At 59.9% G+C, this 18,543-nt stretch carries 15 protein-coding genes; 5 read left to right on the top strand and 10 right to left on the bottom strand.

The genetic code is table 11. The annotated features are described in order from the left end of the window. The first annotated feature begins 45 nt into the window (after positions 1-45). The 4 genes from B9Z40_RS06120 (at position 46) to B9Z40_RS06105 (ending at position 3,843) form a co-directional block, all read left to right on the top strand. On the top strand, positions 46-855 hold the full coding sequence (locus B9Z40_RS06120) for an ABC transporter ATP-binding protein (RefSeq protein ID WP_100172346.1): 810 nt from the start codon (positions 46-48) through the stop codon (positions 853-855). Positions 856-971: 116 nt separating this feature from the next. Next, positions 972-2,225, top strand: coding sequence for a phenylacetate--CoA ligase family protein (locus B9Z40_RS06115; protein WP_100172345.1), 1,254 nt, complete (start codon positions 972-974; stop codon positions 2,223-2,225). A 132-nt stretch (positions 2,226-2,357) separates the two neighbouring features. Then, entirely contained in the window at positions 2,358-3,344 is a 987-nt protein-coding gene (locus B9Z40_RS06110; protein WP_100172344.1) for a tripartite tricarboxylate transporter substrate-binding protein, read from the top strand. 205 nt (positions 3,345-3,549) lie between these two features. Beyond that, a complete protein-coding gene (locus B9Z40_RS06105; protein WP_143473934.1) occupies positions 3,550-3,843 on the top strand; it encodes a hypothetical protein in 294 nt (97 codons plus the stop codon). Between the two features lie 47 nt (positions 3,844-3,890). Here B9Z40_RS06105 and B9Z40_RS06100 read toward each other — a convergent pair whose 3' ends face one another. From B9Z40_RS06100 to B9Z40_RS06070, 7 genes are all read right to left on the bottom strand, one after another. Next, the gene (locus B9Z40_RS06100) at positions 3,891-5,678 is read right to left on the bottom strand and encodes a hybrid sensor histidine kinase/response regulator (RefSeq protein WP_100172342.1); all 1,788 of its coding nucleotides are present in this window, start codon (positions 5,676-5,678) and stop codon (positions 3,891-3,893) included. Positions 5,679-5,685: 7 nt separating this feature from the next. Further along, the gene (locus B9Z40_RS06095) at positions 5,686-6,333 is read right to left on the bottom strand and encodes a response regulator transcription factor (RefSeq protein ID WP_158238059.1); all 648 of its coding nucleotides are present in this window, start codon (positions 6,331-6,333) and stop codon (positions 5,686-5,688) included. Between the two features lie 67 nt (positions 6,334-6,400). Then, positions 6,401-6,829, bottom strand: a complete 429-nt coding sequence (locus B9Z40_RS06090; RefSeq protein ID WP_100172340.1) for a biopolymer transporter ExbD — start codon at positions 6,827-6,829, stop codon at positions 6,401-6,403. A 37-nt stretch (positions 6,830-6,866) separates the two neighbouring features. Further along, entirely contained in the window at positions 6,867-7,295 is a 429-nt protein-coding gene (locus B9Z40_RS06085; RefSeq protein ID WP_100172339.1) for a biopolymer transporter ExbD, read from the bottom strand. Then, positions 7,295-8,131 carry a MotA/TolQ/ExbB proton channel family protein gene (locus B9Z40_RS06080; protein WP_100172338.1) on the bottom strand — a complete coding sequence of 279 codons (837 nt, stop codon included), beginning with the start codon at positions 8,129-8,131 and terminating at the stop codon, positions 7,295-7,297. Before B9Z40_RS06080 ends, B9Z40_RS06085 begins: the two co-directional genes overlap by 1 nt. 56 nt (positions 8,132-8,187) lie before the next feature. Next, positions 8,188-8,871, bottom strand: a complete 684-nt coding sequence (locus B9Z40_RS06075; protein ID WP_100172337.1) for an energy transducer TonB — start codon at positions 8,869-8,871, stop codon at positions 8,188-8,190. A gap of 95 nt (positions 8,872-8,966) precedes the next feature. After that, positions 8,967-11,042: an ATP-dependent helicase gene (locus B9Z40_RS06070; RefSeq protein ID WP_100172336.1), complete on the bottom strand. Its 2,076-nt coding sequence runs from the start codon at positions 11,040-11,042 to the stop codon at positions 8,967-8,969. A 206-nt stretch (positions 11,043-11,248) separates the two neighbouring features. Here B9Z40_RS06070 and B9Z40_RS06065 point away from each other — a divergent pair, with 206 nt between their 5' ends. Next, the gene (locus tag B9Z40_RS06065) at positions 11,249-12,217 is read left to right on the top strand and encodes an AEC family transporter (protein ID WP_100172335.1); all 969 of its coding nucleotides are present in this window, start codon (positions 11,249-11,251) and stop codon (positions 12,215-12,217) included. A 126-nt stretch (positions 12,218-12,343) separates the two neighbouring features. Here B9Z40_RS06065 and priA read toward each other — a convergent pair whose 3' ends face one another. From priA to B9Z40_RS06045, 3 genes are all read right to left on the bottom strand, one after another. Further along, positions 12,344-14,449 carry a primosomal protein N' gene (priA, locus tag B9Z40_RS06060; RefSeq protein WP_100172334.1) on the bottom strand — a complete coding sequence of 702 codons (2,106 nt, stop codon included), beginning with the start codon at positions 14,447-14,449 and terminating at the stop codon, positions 12,344-12,346. 398 nt (positions 14,450-14,847) lie between these two features. Further along, entirely contained in the window at positions 14,848-15,960 is a 1,113-nt protein-coding gene (gene hemE / locus B9Z40_RS06050) for a uroporphyrinogen decarboxylase (RefSeq protein WP_100172332.1), read from the bottom strand. A 101-nt stretch (positions 15,961-16,061) separates the two neighbouring features. Further along, positions 16,062-18,395, bottom strand: a complete 2,334-nt coding sequence (locus tag B9Z40_RS06045) for a protein-disulfide reductase DsbD family protein (protein WP_369823430.1) — start codon at positions 18,393-18,395, stop codon at positions 16,062-16,064. Between the last annotated feature and the right edge of the window lie 148 nt (positions 18,396-18,543).

Below are 18,543 nucleotides of genomic sequence, written 5' to 3'. Positions count from 1 at the left end.
AGCCCGTGTGTGGTTGCTCTTTCAGTTGATTCAAACAGGCCACCCATGAACGGTTCAAACATCATTCTCAACGTCAATGGCATTGAAGTCATTTACAACCACGTCATCCTGGTACTCAAGGGCGTGTCTTTGCAAGTGCCGGAGCAGGGCATCGTGGCTTTGCTGGGCGGCAACGGCGCGGGCAAGACCACCACATTGCGGGCGATTTCCAATTTGCTCAAGGGTGAACGCGGTGAGGTGACCAAGGGCTCCATCGAGCTGCGTGGTGAACGCATCGAGAACCTCTCGCCTGCCGATTTGGTCAATCGTGGCGTGGTGCAGGTCATGGAAGGCCGGCACTGCTTTGCCCACCTGAGCATCGAAGACAACCTGATGACCGGCAGCTATACACGCACCGACAAGGGCGAGATCGCGGCCAACCTCGAAAAGGTCTACACCTACTTCCCGCGGCTGAAAACCCGCCGCACTTCGCAAGCGGCCTACACCTCCGGCGGTGAGCAGCAGATGTGCGCCATCGGTCGCGCCCTGATGTCCAACCCCAACATGGTCTTGCTGGACGAGCCCTCGATGGGCTTGGCGCCACAGATCGTGGAAGAGGTGTTCAACATCGTCAAAGATTTGAACGAGAAGGAAAAAGTGACCTTCCTGATTGCCGAGCAAAACACCAACATGGCGCTGAAGTACGCCGACTACGGTTACATCATGGAGTCAGGCCGCATTGTGATGGACGGCGCTGCCGAAGACCTGCGCACCAACGAAGACGTGAAAGAGTTTTACTTAGGGATGGGCGGCGGCGAGCGCAAGAGTTTCAAGGATGTGAAGAGCTACAAGCGCCGCAAGCGCTGGTTGGCTTAAGGGTTCTGCAACCGAAACCCTCCCCTGTGGGAGCGTGCCCCTGCGCGCGAATGGACCACCCACAGCACTGTTTTTTGCACGCAGGGGCGTGCCCACCATTGACCCGCACAGCACCCATGACGCACTACGACGCTCTCGAAACACGCGCCCCAGAAGTCCGCGAAGCCGCCCTCATGGCCGCTTTGCCCGCGCAGGTTGCGCACGCCAAAAGCCAGGCCCCGGCTTTTGCCGACTTGCTCAAGGACGTGGATGCCGCCAGCGTCAACAGCCGCGCTGCACTGGCCCAATTGCCTGTGATCCGAAAAACCGAATTGCTCGAGCGTCAAAAAGCTGTGCGTGCTGCAGGTGGCAATGTGTTTGGCGGCTTCAGCACCCTGGGTTTTGGCCAAGGCATGCCCAGAGTGTTTGCCAGCCCCGGCACGATTTACGAGCCCGAAGGCACCCGCTCTGACTACTGGCGCATGGCCCGCACCATGTTTGCGGCGGGTTTCCGCCCGGGCGAGTTGATCCACAACTGCTTCAGCTACCACTTCACACCCGCAGGCTCCATGATGGAAACGGGTGCCCATGCTTTGGGCTGCACCGTGTTCCCGGGGGGCATTGGTCAGACCGAGCAGCAAGTGGGCGCGATGGCCGAGCTGCAGCCTGCGGGCTACATCGGCACGCCCAGTTTCCTGAAAATCATCCTCGAAAAAGCCGCCGAGATGGGCGTGGCCTTGCCCAGCGTGCGCAAAGCGCTGGTGTCGGGCGAGGCTTTCCCGCCCAGCCTGCGCGACTGGATGACCGCCAAAGGCGTCGACGCCTACCAGTGCTACGCCACGGCCGACGTGGGCCTGATCGCTTACGAAACCGCAGCGCGTGAAGGTTTGGTGCTGGACGAGGGCGTGATCGTGGAGATTGTTCGCCCCGGCACCGGCGACCCAGTGCCCGAGGGCGAGGTGGGCGAGTTGGTCATCACCACGCTCAACCCCGATTACCCCTTGATCCGTTTTGGCACGGGCGACTTGTCGGCCATCTTGCCCGGCACCTGCCCCACCGGACGCACCGGTCAGCGCATCAAAGGCTGGATGGGCCGCGCCGACCAGACCACCAAGATCCGGGGCATGTTTGTGCACCCAGGCCAGGTGGCTGAGATCGTCAAACGCTTCCCTGAAGTGAGCAAAGCCCGGCTGGTGGTGACCGGCGAGATGGCCAATGACCAGATGGCCTTGCATGTGGAAACCGATCGTTTGGGGGATGAGGCGCTCAAGGCCAAGCTGTCCGAGGCGGTGCGCGACGTGACCAAACTGCGGGGTGATGTGCACCTGGTGGCGCAAGGCAGTTTGGCCAACGACGGCAAGGTGATTGAAGACGCCAGAAGCTACCAGTGAGTGCTGTTGGGCCTTGGTTTGGCCCATGACCCTGTGTCCAGCGGGAAATTAGGAAAAGTGACTAAGTATTTACCGCCATGGCAAGCTTCAACTTTGGTTCTAGACTATCAAAATAACTTTTGGGGTTTAGAAATGAAAAAACTGTTTGCCTTGGCAGCCATCGCTGCTGTTTCCTTGGGTGCTCATGCCCAGACTTACCCTGGCACCAAACCAATTTCCATCGTTGTGCCCTTCACCGCCGGAGGCCCCACCGACCGCGTGGCGCGCGATTTGGCCGAAGCCATGCGCAAGTTCGTGCCCGGCAGCAACTTTGTGGTCGAAAACGCAGCCGGTGCCGGCGGCACGATCGGTGCCACCAAAGTGGCCAGAGCCGCACCCGATGGTCACACCCTGTTGTTGCACCACATCGGCATGGCCGCAACCCCCGCCTTGTACCGCAAGCTCGCTTACAAAACGCTGGATGATTTTGAATACTTGGGCATGATCAACGACGTGCCCATGACCCTGATCGGCAAGCCCCAGTTGCCCGCCAACACCTACCGCGACTTCGAAAACTACATCCGCGCCAACGCTGGCAAACTCAACATTGCCCATGCGGGTTTGGGTTCAGCCTCGCACCTTTGCGGTTTGCTTTGGCAATCCACCTTGCAGACCAAAGACGCGATGACCACCATCCCGTTTGGTGGCACCGCCCCCGCCATGACTGCCCTGATCGGCGGCCAGGTCGATGTGATGTGTGACCAAACCACCAACACCACCCAGCAAATCGAGTCGGGTCGTGTCAAGGCCTTCGCCGTGACCACCGCCAAGCCCCTGAGCACACACCCTGTGCTCAAACATTACCCCAGCTTGCAAGAGATGGGCCTCAAAGGCTTCAACCTGACCATCTGGCACGGTTTGTATGCGCCCAAAGGCACACCCGAAGCCATCACCAAAACCCTGAACGAGGCGTTGAAGAAGGCGCTGAAAGACCCTGACTTCATCAAAAAGAACGAAGGCCTGGGCGCCTTGGTGGTGAACGACAACCGCACAGAGCCGGCTGAGCACAAAAAGTTTGTCGCTGCTGAAATGGCCAAGATCAAAACTGCCGTCGACGCGGCCGGTAAGTACGCCGATTGATCGGACTTGACCCCATGAAAAAACCGCTCTCCAGAGCGGTTTTTTTGTGTCAAAAATCCCAAGGCCGACCCTCCGAGCTTTGGTTCTAGAGCGAATTTGTTATGGATCCGTCGCGGTGCCTAACCTAGGATGGATGCACCGTTTCCGCAAAAATTCGATGAAAACTCTGAAACACAATCACCGTTGCTTGGGGGCTCGATATGGCATGTCAGCCCTATTTTTGTTCCTGGCTGGAGCCTCCTTGGCCGCTACGCCGCATGCCGATTCGGCCCAGAAAGTTGCCACCCAGCCAGACGCTGGCATCACCATGACGGGCCGATGCCCGAACGGTGATGCGTTTCGCCTGGTGGCTTATGACCAAGAAGTGGAGGGCTTGTGGAAGTCGTTTTACGACTACCAAGGCCCCGTGGGCAAGGGAACTGTCAAAACAAAAACGGTTCCCAAAGTGATGGTCAGCCGGGTGTGTATTGCCTTGGCTGAAATTGCCAGCGACGAATAAGCACTTGAATCAACCCATAGCCCATTGGCACTGAGCCCAGACGCACATCAGGGCATGTGAAGGGCGATGAATTTCTCCACGGTTTTGATGTCAATGGGTTTGTACATGACGTCGATGTTGTGCTGGCTGAACAACTCCAAGTGTTGTGGTGATGTGTCTGCCGTCACGATGCACGCTGGGATGTCGTGGTTGAATTCTTCGCGCAATTGCTGGATGAAATAAATCCCATCCCTGGCGCCTAAGCGGTAGTCGCTCAGTATGAAATCCAGTTTGGGCAACGATGCCAAATGGGCCCGAAAGGCCGTTTCTTCAAAGGGCACGATGTGAACGCTGTAGCCCGATTGCGCGAAGTATTGCTGGTAGGCTTGCTGAAGAGCTTCGTCGTTTTCAATGATGCCCAAATGACGTGTTGGCGTCTCATCCTGCAGTTCATACGCTGGGGGTTCTGCTTCTTGCAAAGTGTGCTGCACAGGAAGTGAAGGCGTGCTTTCCAATGTCTCTTGGGTAAGGATGGCGAAAGGCGTGTGAACCGTGAAAACAGAGCCCTTGCCCACTTCAGATTGCACTTGGCATTGGCCGTTGATCTTTTTGACGATGCGGGTCACGATGGCCAGTCCCAGGCCCAAACCGTCGTATTGAGAGCGAGAGTGGTCTGAGCGGAAAAATTCATTGAAGATCAGAGGCAAATCGGCCTCTGGAATGCCGCAGCCCGTGTCTTCTACAGAAAAGCTCAACGTGCCTGAAGTGATCTGAAAGGTCACTCGGATGTGTCCATGGTCGGTGTATTGAATCGCGTTGGACAGTAAGTTTCTCAATACTTGCTCAAGCAAATGGGCATCGCCCATGACCAAGTGATGGCCACCCGTGAACGTCAGCTTGATTTTCTTTTCCGTGTACTGGTCGGTAAAACTTTCTTCCAAGTTGTGAATGATCTCGACCAAATTGAATTGGCTTTGCCGGACCACGAAGCTGGAATCGAGTTTGCTGATGTCCAGCAGGGTGTTGAACATCCGGTTCAGCACAGAGACGCTTTTGCGCATTCTGTTGAAGATAGAGCCGTCACTCGCCTTCAATTGCTGCGTGTCAATCAAGTCCATGAAAATATTGATCGATTGCATCGGTTGACGCAAGTCATGGCTGGCGGTCGCGATGAATTCGGATTTGGCCAAGTTGGCCGCCATGGAGGCGTTTTTTTCCTCAATCAGTTGATCAATCAGCGCATCGTTTTTCAAACGCAATGCAAATGATTTTTCCCATGATTTGGAAAACAGGAACGCCATTTTCAAAGCCAAATAAAAGGCCACCATCGATCCCAGTGCAATAGGCCAAACGATTTGGCTGAAATGCAAGGAAATGAAAATGAGCTCAGGCGCTTTGAGCGGAATGACAAAAGCAAAAAAAGTCCGCCAGTTGATGCAATACCCCACCATACCGACAAACAGCACCGTGAGACTGATGATTTGGTACGTTAAATAACTCACCATGTCGGACGGCTGAACAAAGACATACCAGCCCATGCCCCAGACAAAAGTCACCAAGCCAATACCGATGTTCAACCGTTGGGCATCCTGGGCCGGTTGGGGTACAGCGCCAATGGATCTGATCAAGCCATACCGCGCAATGACCGCAAGGCTCATCGCCACAAACCATGCGCCAAATGCGAATGGATCTGTGTTGTCCCAATACAAAGGGATGCACAACAGCGGTGCCAAGACCGTGGCGATGGTGCTGGACTTGGAGTAGTCGCGCATGGATTGCAATTTTTCAATGGCAATCAACGATGGGTCCATGCGCCCCTCAGAGGGCAAATCACGACCAAGCACAGAAGGGTTCATGGATGCCTCAAGCCTGAGGCGGGGTGGCCGTCAGCAGAAGTTTTTGAGCTTTCAAGACCGCTTGGGTGCGGTTGAAAACCCGCAACTCTTTAAAAATCTGGTTGATGTGAATTTTGACCGTTTGCTCTTTGATGTCCAACAGGTCGGCAATGATCTTGTTGGGATGCCCCATGGAGATCAAGGTCAGAACTTCCAGTTGCCTCTGGGTGAGGCGGTACTCACTCTGCGTAGACAGTGGGTTGGGTACGTTTTGTCCCTGCACGCCGTTGTACAAGCCGTAGATTTTCTTGAAGATGACCGCAGAGGTGTTGTTCTTGGACAAAAACAACGTTGAACCCGCGGCCACGGCGCGAGGCTCCCAGACATCGGCATCCAGACCGGAAATGGACACCACATGCGCCACATTGGGCATGCTTTTGAAGACCTTGATGCCCGCCAAACCGCTCAAGCCCGGCATCAAGACATCCAGCAAGACTAGCCAAGACTGCGAGGATTCACTCACCAAGGACATGCCTTCACTGGCGTTGCTGGCGGTTTTGACGTCAATGCCCAAAGGTGCGAAATCTTTGGACAAGGCCTCTCCCAAGGCTTCGCGATAAACCGGATGATCATCCACGATGAGCAGTGCGTGCGAGGTGGGCGCTGGAGCATTCATAGGTCTGTTCATGCTACCCCTGCCCGTACCAAAAGCAATGAAACTTAGGTTTTAGAAGGATGTGGAATCAATACGCAAACCGTTCGCTGCCCACCATGCCCAGCTTGGTGAGGCCCGCGCGTTGGGCCCCTGCCAGCACGGCAGCAGTCGCTTCGTACTTGGCTTTGGCGTGAGAGCGGATGTGCAACTCGGGTTGCGGCTGCAAGGCCGCGGCTTCGGCCAGGCGCGAGGCCAGTGCTTGTCGGTTGGCCAGGGGTTGGCCGTTCCAGCGCAGGCTGGCGTCGGCTTCGATCTCAATGTGGACGACCACCGGATCGACCTTGGGTGGTGTGCTGGTGACCACAGGCATGTCCAGGTTGACCGAGTGCAATTGCGCCGGAATGGTGATGATCAGCATGATGATCAGCACCAACATCACGTCGATCAACGGCGTGGTGTTGATGTCCATCATCACCTCGGACTCATCGCTTTGGCTGCTGCCCAGATGCATGGCCATGTGTATTTCCTTGAATAACTTGCAGGGTTTGCGGGCCTTAAGGCGCCGGGTCGGTGATGAAGCCGACTTGGGCAATGCCTGCGCGTTGCACCGCGTACATGACGCGCCCCACCGACTCGAACGCGCTTTGTGCGTCACCTCGGATCTGAACATCCGGTTGCGGCTTCATGGCGGCAAATTTTTGCAACCGCTCGGCCAGATCGGTCGTAGATTTGACAGGGGTGTCGTAGAGGTAGATTTGCCCGGCTTGGTTGACCGAGATCACCACGGTTTCGGGCTTGGCCTGGCGCACCACGTTCAGTTCTTTGGGCAGGTCCACCTTGATCGAGGTGGTCACCACCGGGATGGTGATCAGAAAAATGATCAACAGCACCAGCATCACGTCCACCAGGGGCGTGGTGTTGATGGTGCCGATGACCTCGTCATCGTCTGCCGTGCCCAGCGAGGGGCCAAGGTTCGGACCCATTACTTTTTCGCCGAAGCCAGCAGCACCGCGTGCAGGTCAGCGCCAAAGGCATTGACTTCTTCCATGGCCGCTTTGTTGCGGCGCACCAGCCAGTTGTAGCCCAGCACCGCCGGCACGGCCACAGCCAGGCCAATGGCGGTCATGATCAGGGCTTCGCCCACGGGGCCGGCCACTTTGTCGATGCTGGCTTGGCCCGACATGCCGATCTTGACCAGCGCATGGTAGATGCCCCACACGGTGCCAAACAAACCCACAAAGGGCGCGGTTGAGCCCACCGTGGCCAGCACCGCCAAGCCATCTTGCATGCGGCTTTGCACCGTGCCCATGGCCCGCTGAATGCTCATGGTGACCCAGGTGTTGAAGTCCACGGTGCCCAGCAGGCCGTCGTGTTTGGACGCGCCTTCTAAGCCCTTTTCGGCAATGAAACGGAAGGGGCTGGCGCTGTCCAGCGCATCGGCGGCTTGGCGCACCGAGCCCGCGGTCCAGAAGTTGGCTTGTGCCGCCTGCGCGAACTTGTGCAGCTTGGACTGCTCGGTGAACTTGGTGAAGATCACGTACCAGCTGCCCATGCTCATGATCACCAAAATCAACAGCGTGCCCTTGGCCACGGCATCGCCTTGTGCCCACAAGGCACCCAGCCCGTAGGGGTTGGCTTCGGGGGCGTTGGCGTCAGCGGCCACCGCAGCAGCGGGCTGGACGGCCACGGTCGCCGTCACCGAGGGTGGGGCTGCGGTGTCTGGGGTGTCCTTGTTGGGTGCGGCCAAGCTGTGACCCGTGACCAGCAGGCTGGCCAGCAAAGTGGCGGCCAACAGCGTGTTTTTCAGGGCGGTGATCATGCGGTGATTTCCTTTTCGCTTGTGTCTTGGGTGGGTGTGGCGTGGCTGGATGGGGTTCATTCCAGACGCCAGACGTACTTGATGGTGGTCCAGGCTTGCTCGGGTTTGCCGTCGACCATGGCCGGGCGGAACAGGCATTTCGCCAAACCGGCTCTTGCCGCTTCGTCCAGGCGTTTGTAGCCCGAGCTTTTTTCGATTTCGGACTGGATCACTTTGCCATCTGCGCCCACCAAAAACTTCAAACCAACGGTGCCTTCTTCTTCCATGCGCCTGGAGGCACTGGGGTATTCGGGCTTGTCACATTGGGCCATGTTGACACCTGCGGCGGTGCGTGTGGCGGGTGCTGTGCGCTGGGGGGCGGCAGGACTGGCGGTGGCCGTTGGTGGTGCCGAAGTGGGGGCCGCCGCGGGTGCAGGTGCCGGGTTAGCCGTCACGGCCGCAATGGCGTTGGGTGGGGCCACAAGCGCAGGCACTTCGGCGGGGGGCACAAAGGCGGGTGGTGGCGGGGTTTTGGGGGGCGGCGCTTGAGGGGGCGCTTTGGCGGGCGGCTCTGGCGGCGGTGGTTCAGGTCGCTTTTCTTCCAGCAAGAGCGCTTGCACCACCGTGGGCAGTTTTTGCGCCACTGTGCGGTGCAAACCCGCCTGAATGGCCCACAGCAAAAGCGCATGCAAAACCACCACGCCCGCCACGCCCCAAAGCTTGCGCTTGGACGGAGGCTGAAGGTAAGTGCTGGAGTTCAAGGTTCAAATGCCTATAGGGTGCAGGCCGGTGCTCAGAAGGCCTGTATTTTGCGACAAAACTGTGGCAATCGATGCCAAGCTTGTCGCCAGCGGCTTCAAGGCTTGGCCTCTGCTGCCGCATTGGCGGCACGCTGGGCAAATTCGGCACGCAAGGCCTTGAGTTTTTCGCGTGGGTCTTCTTTGGTGGTGTTTTCGTCCAGCCGCATTTCGGCAATGAAGCGGCTGGGCAGGGCGGCCACGGTTTCGCGGCCTTTTTTGCGGCGTTTGGTCCAGCTCACGGCCAGGCTGCGCTGAGCACGGGTGATGCCCACGTACATCAGGCGGCGCTCTTCTTGCAGGCGCAGCAAAATGCCCTCTTGGCTGGCCCCTGCGGTGGTGTCGTCATCACCCAGTTTGAAGGGCAACAAGCCCTCGTTCACGCCCACCAGCGTGACATGCGGCCACTCCAAACCCTTGGAGGCGTGCAGGGTCGACAGGGTGACCACGTTTTGGTCTTTCTCGCGTTCGCTCAGGGTCGAGATCAGCGAGATGGTTTGCGCCACGTCCAGCAGGTTTTTGACTTCTGTCGCTTGGGCTCCGGTGGCGTCTTCGATCTCGCCGCCGCAGCGCCCCGCCATCCAGTCGCAAAACTCCAGCACATTGGTCCAGCGGGCCGAGGCCACTTTTTCGTTGTCTTCGCCGTCGTACAGGTGCGATTCGTAGCCGATTTCTTTCAGCCACTCCAACAAGAAAGCCAATGCGTCCGTCTTGCCCAAAGTCAGGCGTGCGCGGTGTTCCAGGTCGTTGATGTAACGGCCAAACTCGTGCAAGCCATCCACCGCGCGGGCATTGACCGCGCTGGGCAGGCTGCCCGCAAACAAGGCCTCGAACAGGCTCAGTTTGTATTGCGTGGCAAAGGTGCCCAGCTGGCCCAAGGTCTGGTGGCCAATGCCGCGTTTGGGGCTGGTGATGGCGCGCAAAAATGCCGGGTCATCGTCGTTGTTGATCCACAGGCGAAACCAGGCGCACAGGTCTTTGATTTCTGCCTTGTCAAAAAAGCTCTGCCCGCCCGACACCTTGTAGGGGATGTTGGCGCGGCGCAGCGCTTGTTCAAACGGCCTGGCCATGTGGTTGGCGCGGTACAGGATGGCAAAGTCCTTGAACTCGCGGTGTTTGGACGGGTTGATTTGGCCCCCGCGAATCGACTGGATGCGCGCGATCGCGCGGTCGGCCTCGTGCTCTTCGTTCACGGCATCGACCACGCGCACAGGCTCGCCCTCACCCAGCTCCGAAAACAGGGTCTTGGGGTAGAGCTTGGGGTTGGGTTCGATGACGTTGTTCGCCGCACGCAAGATGGCGCTGGTGGAGCGGTAGTTTTGCTCCAGCTTGATGACTTTCAGATTTGGAAAGTCCACTGGCAAGCGCTTGAGGTTGTCCAGCGTCGCGCCGCGCCAGCCGTAAATCGACTGGTCGTCGTCGCCCACCGCCGTGAAGCGTGCCCGCTCGCCCACCAGGTGTTTCAGCACCTCGTATTGGGTGGCGTTGGTGTCTTGGTATTCGTCCACCAGCACATGGCCCATCTTGGCCTGCCAGCGCTCGCGCACCTCGGGGTACTCGGCCAGCAGTTTCAGGGGCATGCCGATCAGGTCATCAAAGTCCACGCTCTGGTAAGCCGTCAGCCGCTCTTGGTACAGCGCCATGATGCGGGCGATCACCCGGGCGTTGTCGTCGGGGGCCTGAGCGGCAGCTTGCTCGGCATTGAGCCCCATGTTCTTCCACAGGCTGATGGTCCACTGCCACTGGCGGGCGGTGGCCGCGTCGGTGGTGCCGCCGCAGTCCTTCAAGATGCTGGTCACATCGTCTGCATCCATGATGCTGAACTGGGGTTTCAGGCCCAGCACCGCACCGTCTTCGCGCATGATGCGCACGCCCAGGGCGTGGAAGGTGCAGATCAGAACATCTTTGGCGGCGCGTCCAATCAGCTGCTTGGCCCGCTCGCGCATTTCGGCAGCGGCCTTGTTGGTGAAGGTGATGGCGGCGATGCGCTTGGGCTCCAGCCCGGCTTCGATCAGCCGCCCGATTTTGTGTGTGATCACCCGCGTCTTGCCCGAACCCGCCCCGGCCAACACCAGGCAGGGGCCGGAGACAAAGTTCACGGCTTCGAGTTGGGCGTTGTTGAGTCCGGCTGACATGGGGGAGGTGGGCGAAACGAAGATGCGAGGCAAAGCGGGCCATCATAGCGGTCTGGCGTGTGACCGCTGCCCGTATGACGCGGACCGACAGGCTGAAGACCTGGATTGACAGACTTTCGCTGACAGACCCATGGGGCGTGTCCAGCTTGTCTGCACGGCGACTGCCTTGGGCCAGTCGTCTAGTGGTTTACCCCGACAATCGGGGCATGCTTGAAATCCTGCGTGTCACCTTTCCCTTCTTTGCACTGGTTTTGTGCGGTTATGTGGCGGCCAAATGGCGGTTTTTGCCTTTGGCGGCCATTCCGGGCCTGAACGGCTTTGTGCTGTTTTTTGCACTGCCGTGCATGTTGTTTCGGTTCGGGGCCGACACGCCGATTGCGCAATTGCTCGATGCCGGGGTGTTTTTCTCTTACTTGTTTTGCGCCTTGGTGATGGTGGCGTTCAGCATCGCCATCAGCCTGAATCCGCGCATCCGCTGGAACGATGCGTCTTTGGGGGCTTTGGTCGCGGCCTTTCCCAACACGGGTTTCATGGGCGTGCCTTTGTTGGTGGCCTTGCTCGGTGCGCAGGCGGTGGGGCCGGCCATTGTGACCATCGTCGTGGATTTGGTCATCACCTCGTCCTTGTGTGTGGCTTTGTCGCGCATGGACGCGGCCGGAGAGCACGGTGCGGCGGTGGCCGCCCGCAAAGCGCTGGCCGGGGTGCTGCGCAACCCGATGCCTTGGGCCATCAGTTTGGGGGCGGCGTTTTCATTTTGGAACTTGGCACTGATAGGCCCGGTGAACAAAACCGTGAGCTTGTTGGCCGATGCGGCTTCGCCTGTGGCGCTGTTCACCATTGGTGCGGTCTTGGCCCGCTCGCAAATGCTGGCCCATGAACGCGCCGATGGCCCTTTGCGCATGGCGGACTACCTGCCGATTGCCCTGGCCAAGCTGGTGCTGCACCCGGTGTTGGTTTTGCTGGTGGGCTTGACGGCCATCCAATGGGGCGTGCCGATCGATCCTTTGGCGTTGCAGGTGATGGTGTTGGTGGCCGCACTGCCCAGTGCCAGCAATGTGTCGCTGCTGGCTGAGCGCTTGGGGGCTGACAACGGGCGCATTGCCCGCATCATTTTGGTCACCACCGCAGTGGCTTTTTTGACCTTCTCTGGGGCGGTGGCCTTTTTCAAAGCCTGACATCCACGCCAAGGGTCGGCCTGTTTGGTTTTTGTAGGAGGCTGCCCCTGCGGCCGAATGCTTGCGGCACCCTCTATAAAGATTCGCGAGCAGGGGCTCGCTCCTACAAGGGGAGGACTCGCCGTGTCAGATCGCCTGCGGGTCCACGTCCACCAGCCAGCGGATCACGCCTTTGTGTTCGGGCTGGCTGCGCACTTGGTGCAGCACGCCATGCAGGTGCCACAGCATTTTTTGCAGCGCCATACGGCTGGGGCTTTCCAGCAGCATTTGGGCGCGCTCCACATCGGCCACGCGCTGCATGCTCATGGGCACGGCGGGGTACACACTCACTTGCAGCACCAAGTCGGCGGTGTCTGGGTTTTCGCTCAGTTGTGCTTCCAAGGTCTCGCGGGCCGCGTTCAGCAGGGCTTGGGCGGCTTCTTGCGTGCGGGCGTCGGCGCGCAGCAGGGCCTGGTGGCTTATGGGCGGCAGGTCGGCGGCGGTGCGCTCGGCCAATTCGCTGGCGGCAAAGGCCGGGTAGTCGTGTTGTTTGAGCGCCTCAAACAAGGCATGTTGCGGGTGAAAGGTTTGCACCCACATTTCGCTGGTGGCGCTTTGGGTGGCATCTCGCCCAGCGCGGCCTGCGGCTTGCATGAGCAACGCAAACAAGCGCTCGGGTGCTCGAAAGTCGCTTGAAAACAGTGCGGTGTCCGGGTTGACAGCGGCCACCAAGGTGATGCGCCGGAAATCGTGCCCTTTGGCGATCATTTGGGTGCCGATCAAGACATCCACCTCGCCGGAGTGCACCTGGGCCAGTTGGCTCTCCAGCGCACCTTTGAGGCGTGTGGTGTCGGCGTCGATGCGGGCGATGCGCACCGGGCTGCCGTCAGTCCGTAAAACGTGCGCCAACAACTCGCCCAGATGCTCTTCGAGCTGTTCGGTGCCGCGGCCAATGGGGGCGATGTCGGCGTTGCCACACTCGGGGCAGGCGCGTGGCACGCGCTCGGTCAGTCCGCAGTGGTGGCAGCGCAAGGTGCGGTCAATTTTGTGGAACACCCGAAACGCGCTGCAGTGCTTGCATTCGCTTTTCCAGCCGCAGTCGGCGCAGTGCAGCACGGGGGCATAGCCACGGCGGTTGAGCAGCAGCATGCATTGCTCGCCGCGCTGGACCCGCTCTTGGATGGCGGCGACCAACTGGGTGGACAGCACGGCGCGGCGCGGCTGTTTGTTCATGTCCACGCGCCTCACCTTGGGCAAAAGTGCTGTGCCAATGCGCGAGGGCATCAGCAGGCGTTGGTAACGACCGCCTGTATCTTCGGCATCGGCCGGCCGGCTGTGGTGCCAGCTTTCCAGCGAGGGCGTGGCCGAGGCCAGTAGCACCGGGGCCTTGTGCAATCTGCCCCGATACACCGCCAAGTCTCGCGCCGAATAACGTGCGCCCTCTTGCTGCTTGTAGCTGGGGTCGTGTTCTTCGTCGACCACGATCAGCTTCAGGTGCGGCATGGACGCAAAAATGGCCATGCGGGTGCCCAGCACGATGCGGGCGTGGCCCGCATGCGCGGCCAGCCAGCCCTTCAGGCGCTGGGCGGGCGTCATGCCGCTGTGCATGGACACCACGGCGTCGTTGCCAAAGCGGGCCTGTACCCGTTCTTCCAGCTGCGGCGTGAGGTTGATCTCCGGCACCATGAGCAAGGCCTGGTCTCGTGGGTCGGCGGCCAACATGCGTTCCACGGCCTGCAAATACACCTCGGTCTTGCCGCTGCCGGTGCTGCCAAACAACAAAAACGGCCCGGTGCCTGTGGCCATTTGCGCCAGCACGGCGCTTTGCTCGTCCGACAAGGCCGGGCCGGGCGTGGTGTTCACGGCGCGCTCGGTGTTTTGTTTTTTAAGGCGGCGGGCCAGTTGTTCGTTGCTCAGGTCGCGCAACTGGGGGGGCAAGGCCGACAACGCCACCTCGCCCAAAGAGCGCTGGTAATACTGGGCCGAGAACTGCACCAGTTGCCGCCAAGCTTCATCCAGCGGCGGTAAGCCTTCCAAAACACCCAACACGTCGCGCACATTGGATGCGGGCATGTCGGCCGGGGCATGGTCTTGAATCGCCCAGACCACGCCCAACACCTCGCGTGGGCCAAAAGGCACACGCACCAATTGGCCCGGTTGCACCAAAAATGGGCATCGGTAAGACAGCAAACCGCCCACCTGGCTGTGGGCGGGGGTCTGGACGGCGACGTCGATCCAGCAGGGTGTGCTCACAAGGTTTCCGGTGATTCGAGGTGGATTTGTGGGTATTGAAGGTTAGCCAACTTCTTGAAACAAGATGTAAGTCCTTGATTTTTCAGTACTTTGGGCTTGATCCAAAAAATCTGTGGATAACTTTGTTGAAAACTCGATTGGGATGCGCTGGAAGCCTTGAAAATCAAGCCTTCCAACAAATTGCCCATCCAATGTGCAAGATTAAAAGTCCAATCAAATCAATGACTTACAGATTGGGTGTTGGAAGGGGTTTGCTGCTGTGCAGCAAGCCTGTACTGCCAGAGTGGCTTTTTACTTTTGTGCATAAGTCAAGCGCTCAAAGACAAATATTTTGCAAATAAAGGCTTTTATCTGTCTTTTTTCTATGCTAAGAGCCGAAGACTTTCTGCGCGCCATGCTCACTTTTGGCGCATGGCCCGCGAATGGCTGTGCACCGCCTCCACCAACGCTGTCACATGCTCGGGTGGGGTGAATTGGCTGATGCCGTGGCCCAGGTTGAAGATGTGGGTGGGTCCGTTGGTGGTTTTGTCCGTGTGCGGCGTGCCAAAGCTGTCCAGCACGCGGCGCACCTCGGTGGCAATGTGCTCGGGTGGGGCAAACAGGATGTTGGGGTCGATGTTGCCTTGCAGTGCTTTGCCGGGGCCGCCGATCTCGCCGCCCACCAGGGCGCGTGCGCGGCCCAGGTTCATGGTCCAGTCCAAGCCCAGCACGTCGCAGTTCAGGCCCGCCATCTCGGGCAACCACAAGCCGCCGCCTTTGGTGAAGACGATGCTGGGGATGCGTTGGCCGTTGTGTTCGGTTTTGAGTTGGCTCAGCACGCGGGCTGTGTAGGCCAAGCTGAATTGCTGGAAGGCCCCATCGGCCAGCACGCCGCCCCAGCTGTCAAAAATCATGGCCGCTTGGGCACCGGCTTCGATTTGCGTGTTCAGGTACAGGGCCACGGCATCGGCGTTGATCTCCAGAATGCGGTGCATCAGGTCGGGGCGGCTGTACATCAAGGTTTTGACGTGGCGGTAGTCGTCCGAGCCTGCGCCTTCGACCATGTAGCAAGCCAGTGTCCAGGGGCTGCCGGAAAAGCCGATCAAAGGCACGCGGCCGTTCAGCGCTTTGCGGATGCTGGTGACTGCGTCGAAGACGTAGCGCAGCTTGTTCATGTCGGGTACGGCCAATTCGGCCACGGCGGCTTCGTTGCGCACGTTTTTGGCGAATTTGGGGCCTTCGCCCAAGGCGAAGCTCAGGCCCAGGCCCATGGCGTCGGGCACGGTGAGGATGTCACTGAAAAGAATCGCGGCATCCAGCGGGTAGCGCTCGAGCGGTTGCAAGGTGACTTCGGTGGCGTAGTCCACATTCGTCGCCAAGCCCATGAAGCTGCCTGCCTTGGCGCGGGTGTCGCGGTACTCAGGCAAATAGCGCCCGGCTTGGCGCATGAGCCAGACGGGCGTGTGGTCGGTGGCTTGGCGCAGACAGGCGCGCAAGAAGCTGTCGTTTTGGAGGGGGGCGAAAGAGCTCATGCCCTTATTGTGGCAGGCCCAGGCCGGGTTTTTCCGGCGTCACTTCCAGAGTCATTCGCGAGCAGGGGCTCGCGCCCACATGGAACCATCTGTGTGGCAGCTCAACGAGCCGGAAGTCCCTGCAAGGCGGTTTGCACTTCGGCCACGCTGAGCAGCTCCGACAACAACACGGGCGCACGGCCGGGCGCATAAACCGCATAAACCGGCACCCCGCTGCGGCCCAGTGCCGTCAGGGCTTGTGTGATGGCCGGGTCACGCCGCGTCCAGTCGGCCCGCATCAGCACCACTTGGCGTTGTGCAAACTGGGCCAGCAATTGCGCATCGGCCAAGGTGGTTTTTTTGTTGAATTGGCAGGTCACGCACCACGCGGCGGTGAAGTCCACAAACACCGGACGCCCAGCCGCCAGTTGGGCTTGCAGGGCCGCCTCAGACCAAGGCTGCCAAGTGTTGCTTGGCATGGCCTTGGAAGAGATGGGGTTCGATCCGGTCGTGCTGGCGCTGGCCACCGTGTCCATTGGGGCCTCGCGCAAAGCCAAAGGCAGCCAACTGTTGCCCAACCAGAGCAAAGTGGCCAAGGCCAGGCCACTCATCACCCAGCGCGTGCGTCCACTCAAGCCCAGCGCCCACACCAGCCAAGCCACCGTGAGCAGCAAAGCCAGCAGGCCGCTGGCCCCGTCGATGCCGGTTTGCTGACCCAGCACCCACAACAACCAAACGACGGTGGCCAACATCGGGAACGCCATGGCTTGGCGGAAAGTCACCATCCAAGCCCCGGGGCGCGGCAAGGCGCGGGCGATACCCGGCCACCAGCTGGCCGCCAGGTAAGGCAATGCCATGCCCACGCCCATGGCGGCAAACACCACCAAGGCTTGCCAAACCGGCAGCGCAATCGCCAAACCCAGCGACGCGCCCATGAAAGGCGCGGTGCAGGGCGAAGCCACGGCCACGGCCAGCACGCCCGACAAACCAGCGTTCACTGTGGGGTGGCGGCTTTGCAAAGACGCCAAGCTGCTGGGCAGCATCTGCCCGAATTCAAAAACACCTGCCAGGTTCAGGCCCAACAAGGTGAACAACAGCGCCAAGCCTGCCACCACGGGGGGCGATTGCAGTTGAAAGCCCCAGCCCAGCTGCTCGCCCGCCGCACGCAAGGCCAGCATCAGGCCGCCCAGCAACATGAAGGACAACACCACGCCCACCGTGTAGGCGATGCCCGCAGCACGGTGCTGCGCTGGCGAGGTGTCAGCCTTGGCAAAACCCAGCACCTTGATGGCCAGCACCGGGAACACGCAGGGCATCAGGTTGAGCATCAAGCCGCCGAGCAGTGCGCCCAAAATGGCCAGCGTCAGGCCCAAAGCGGTGGTGGTTGGGCTGGGCAAATTGGTGCTGGTATTTTTGGCGTTGTCGGCCAAGGCCTTGGCCAATGCCGTGGAGATCTCGGCAGGCGCAGCTTGTGTGACCGCAGGCCATGTGCCAGTGACGGGCGTGTCCATTTCAAAAGCCGGGCCCTTGGGGGCCAATTCCGGGCCCACCGCGATCACCCAGCGCATGGTTTTCGGGCTGTCACTGCGCTCTTCAGACAGCGGAATTTGTGCGCGCCACACCGCACCTTGCCAACTTTGTGACCAGCCTTTTTCTGGGCTTTGGCCTTGGCTTGCTAATTGGGCCGCGTTGTGCACCACAAGGGCCGTGATGGGGAAAGCACTCAAGGTTTGGCCGCGCCAGCCCACAGGCAGACCGTGCACCTGCAGGCGGAGGTGTTGTCCGTCCTCTGACACCGTGGTTTGGCCGCCAGTGACCCAGCTGCCGCCTTGGTTCAACTGGGGCAGAACTTGGGGGCTGAGCGCGCGGGCTGCATCAAACAGCGGTGCGCGCTGGATTTGCGGCGCGGCAGAGGGCAAGTTCAGCTCGAATTGGCCTTCTTGGGGGATGCACTCTTGGCGGCACACCAGCCAATCGGCGCGCAAGCGCAAGGGCAAGCCGCCCGCGGCCGGGAACTGGAAATGGGCACCGACGGTGACGGGCACGCGCAGCAGCAAACGGTCCTCATAGCCATAGTTGGCCAGCGTGCCGATCGGGATTTTCTTGGGCAAAGGCCAAGCAATGTCGCCGGCTTGCAAGCCGTCAGGCAGCTGCCAATTCAGCCGAGTGGGCAGACCTGAGTCGCCGGGGTTTTGCCAGTAAGTGTGCCAATGGGGCTGGTGCTCGATCTGCAGGCCCAGCCAAAAAGTGCTGCCGGCTTGAATGCCTTGGGGCGCGTGCACCAGCACCTCGGCCCGCACTTGGGTTGTCTTGACCACGTTGGCAGCTTTGGCCGCGCTGTCCAACAGCGTGCTGGTGGCGGGCAAGTTGGCAGCTGGGGTTTTGCTGGAAAAGAGCGAGCTCGTTTGCGCATCACTGGTCAGGGGCCACGCCGCCAAGAGACACAACAAGGCGATCAAAGCGACCCAGCCCTGCACCACAGTCTTGGGCAAAGCGGTGGCCTGGCCACGAGAAAACACGGAAACTTGCACGCCAATCCTTCTTTTTGGCCCCGAAATCTTCGTGCGGGGCAACTCAGCAGCACACTGCGAAAAGCACTGTACA

The organism is Limnohabitans sp. 15K (genome assembly GCF_002778285.1).
Taxonomy (GTDB): Bacteria; Pseudomonadota; Gammaproteobacteria; order Burkholderiales; family Burkholderiaceae_C; genus Limnohabitans_A.
The sequence above is the reverse complement of the archived record's forward strand: the minus strand, read 5'-3'. Positions and strand labels throughout refer to the sequence as shown.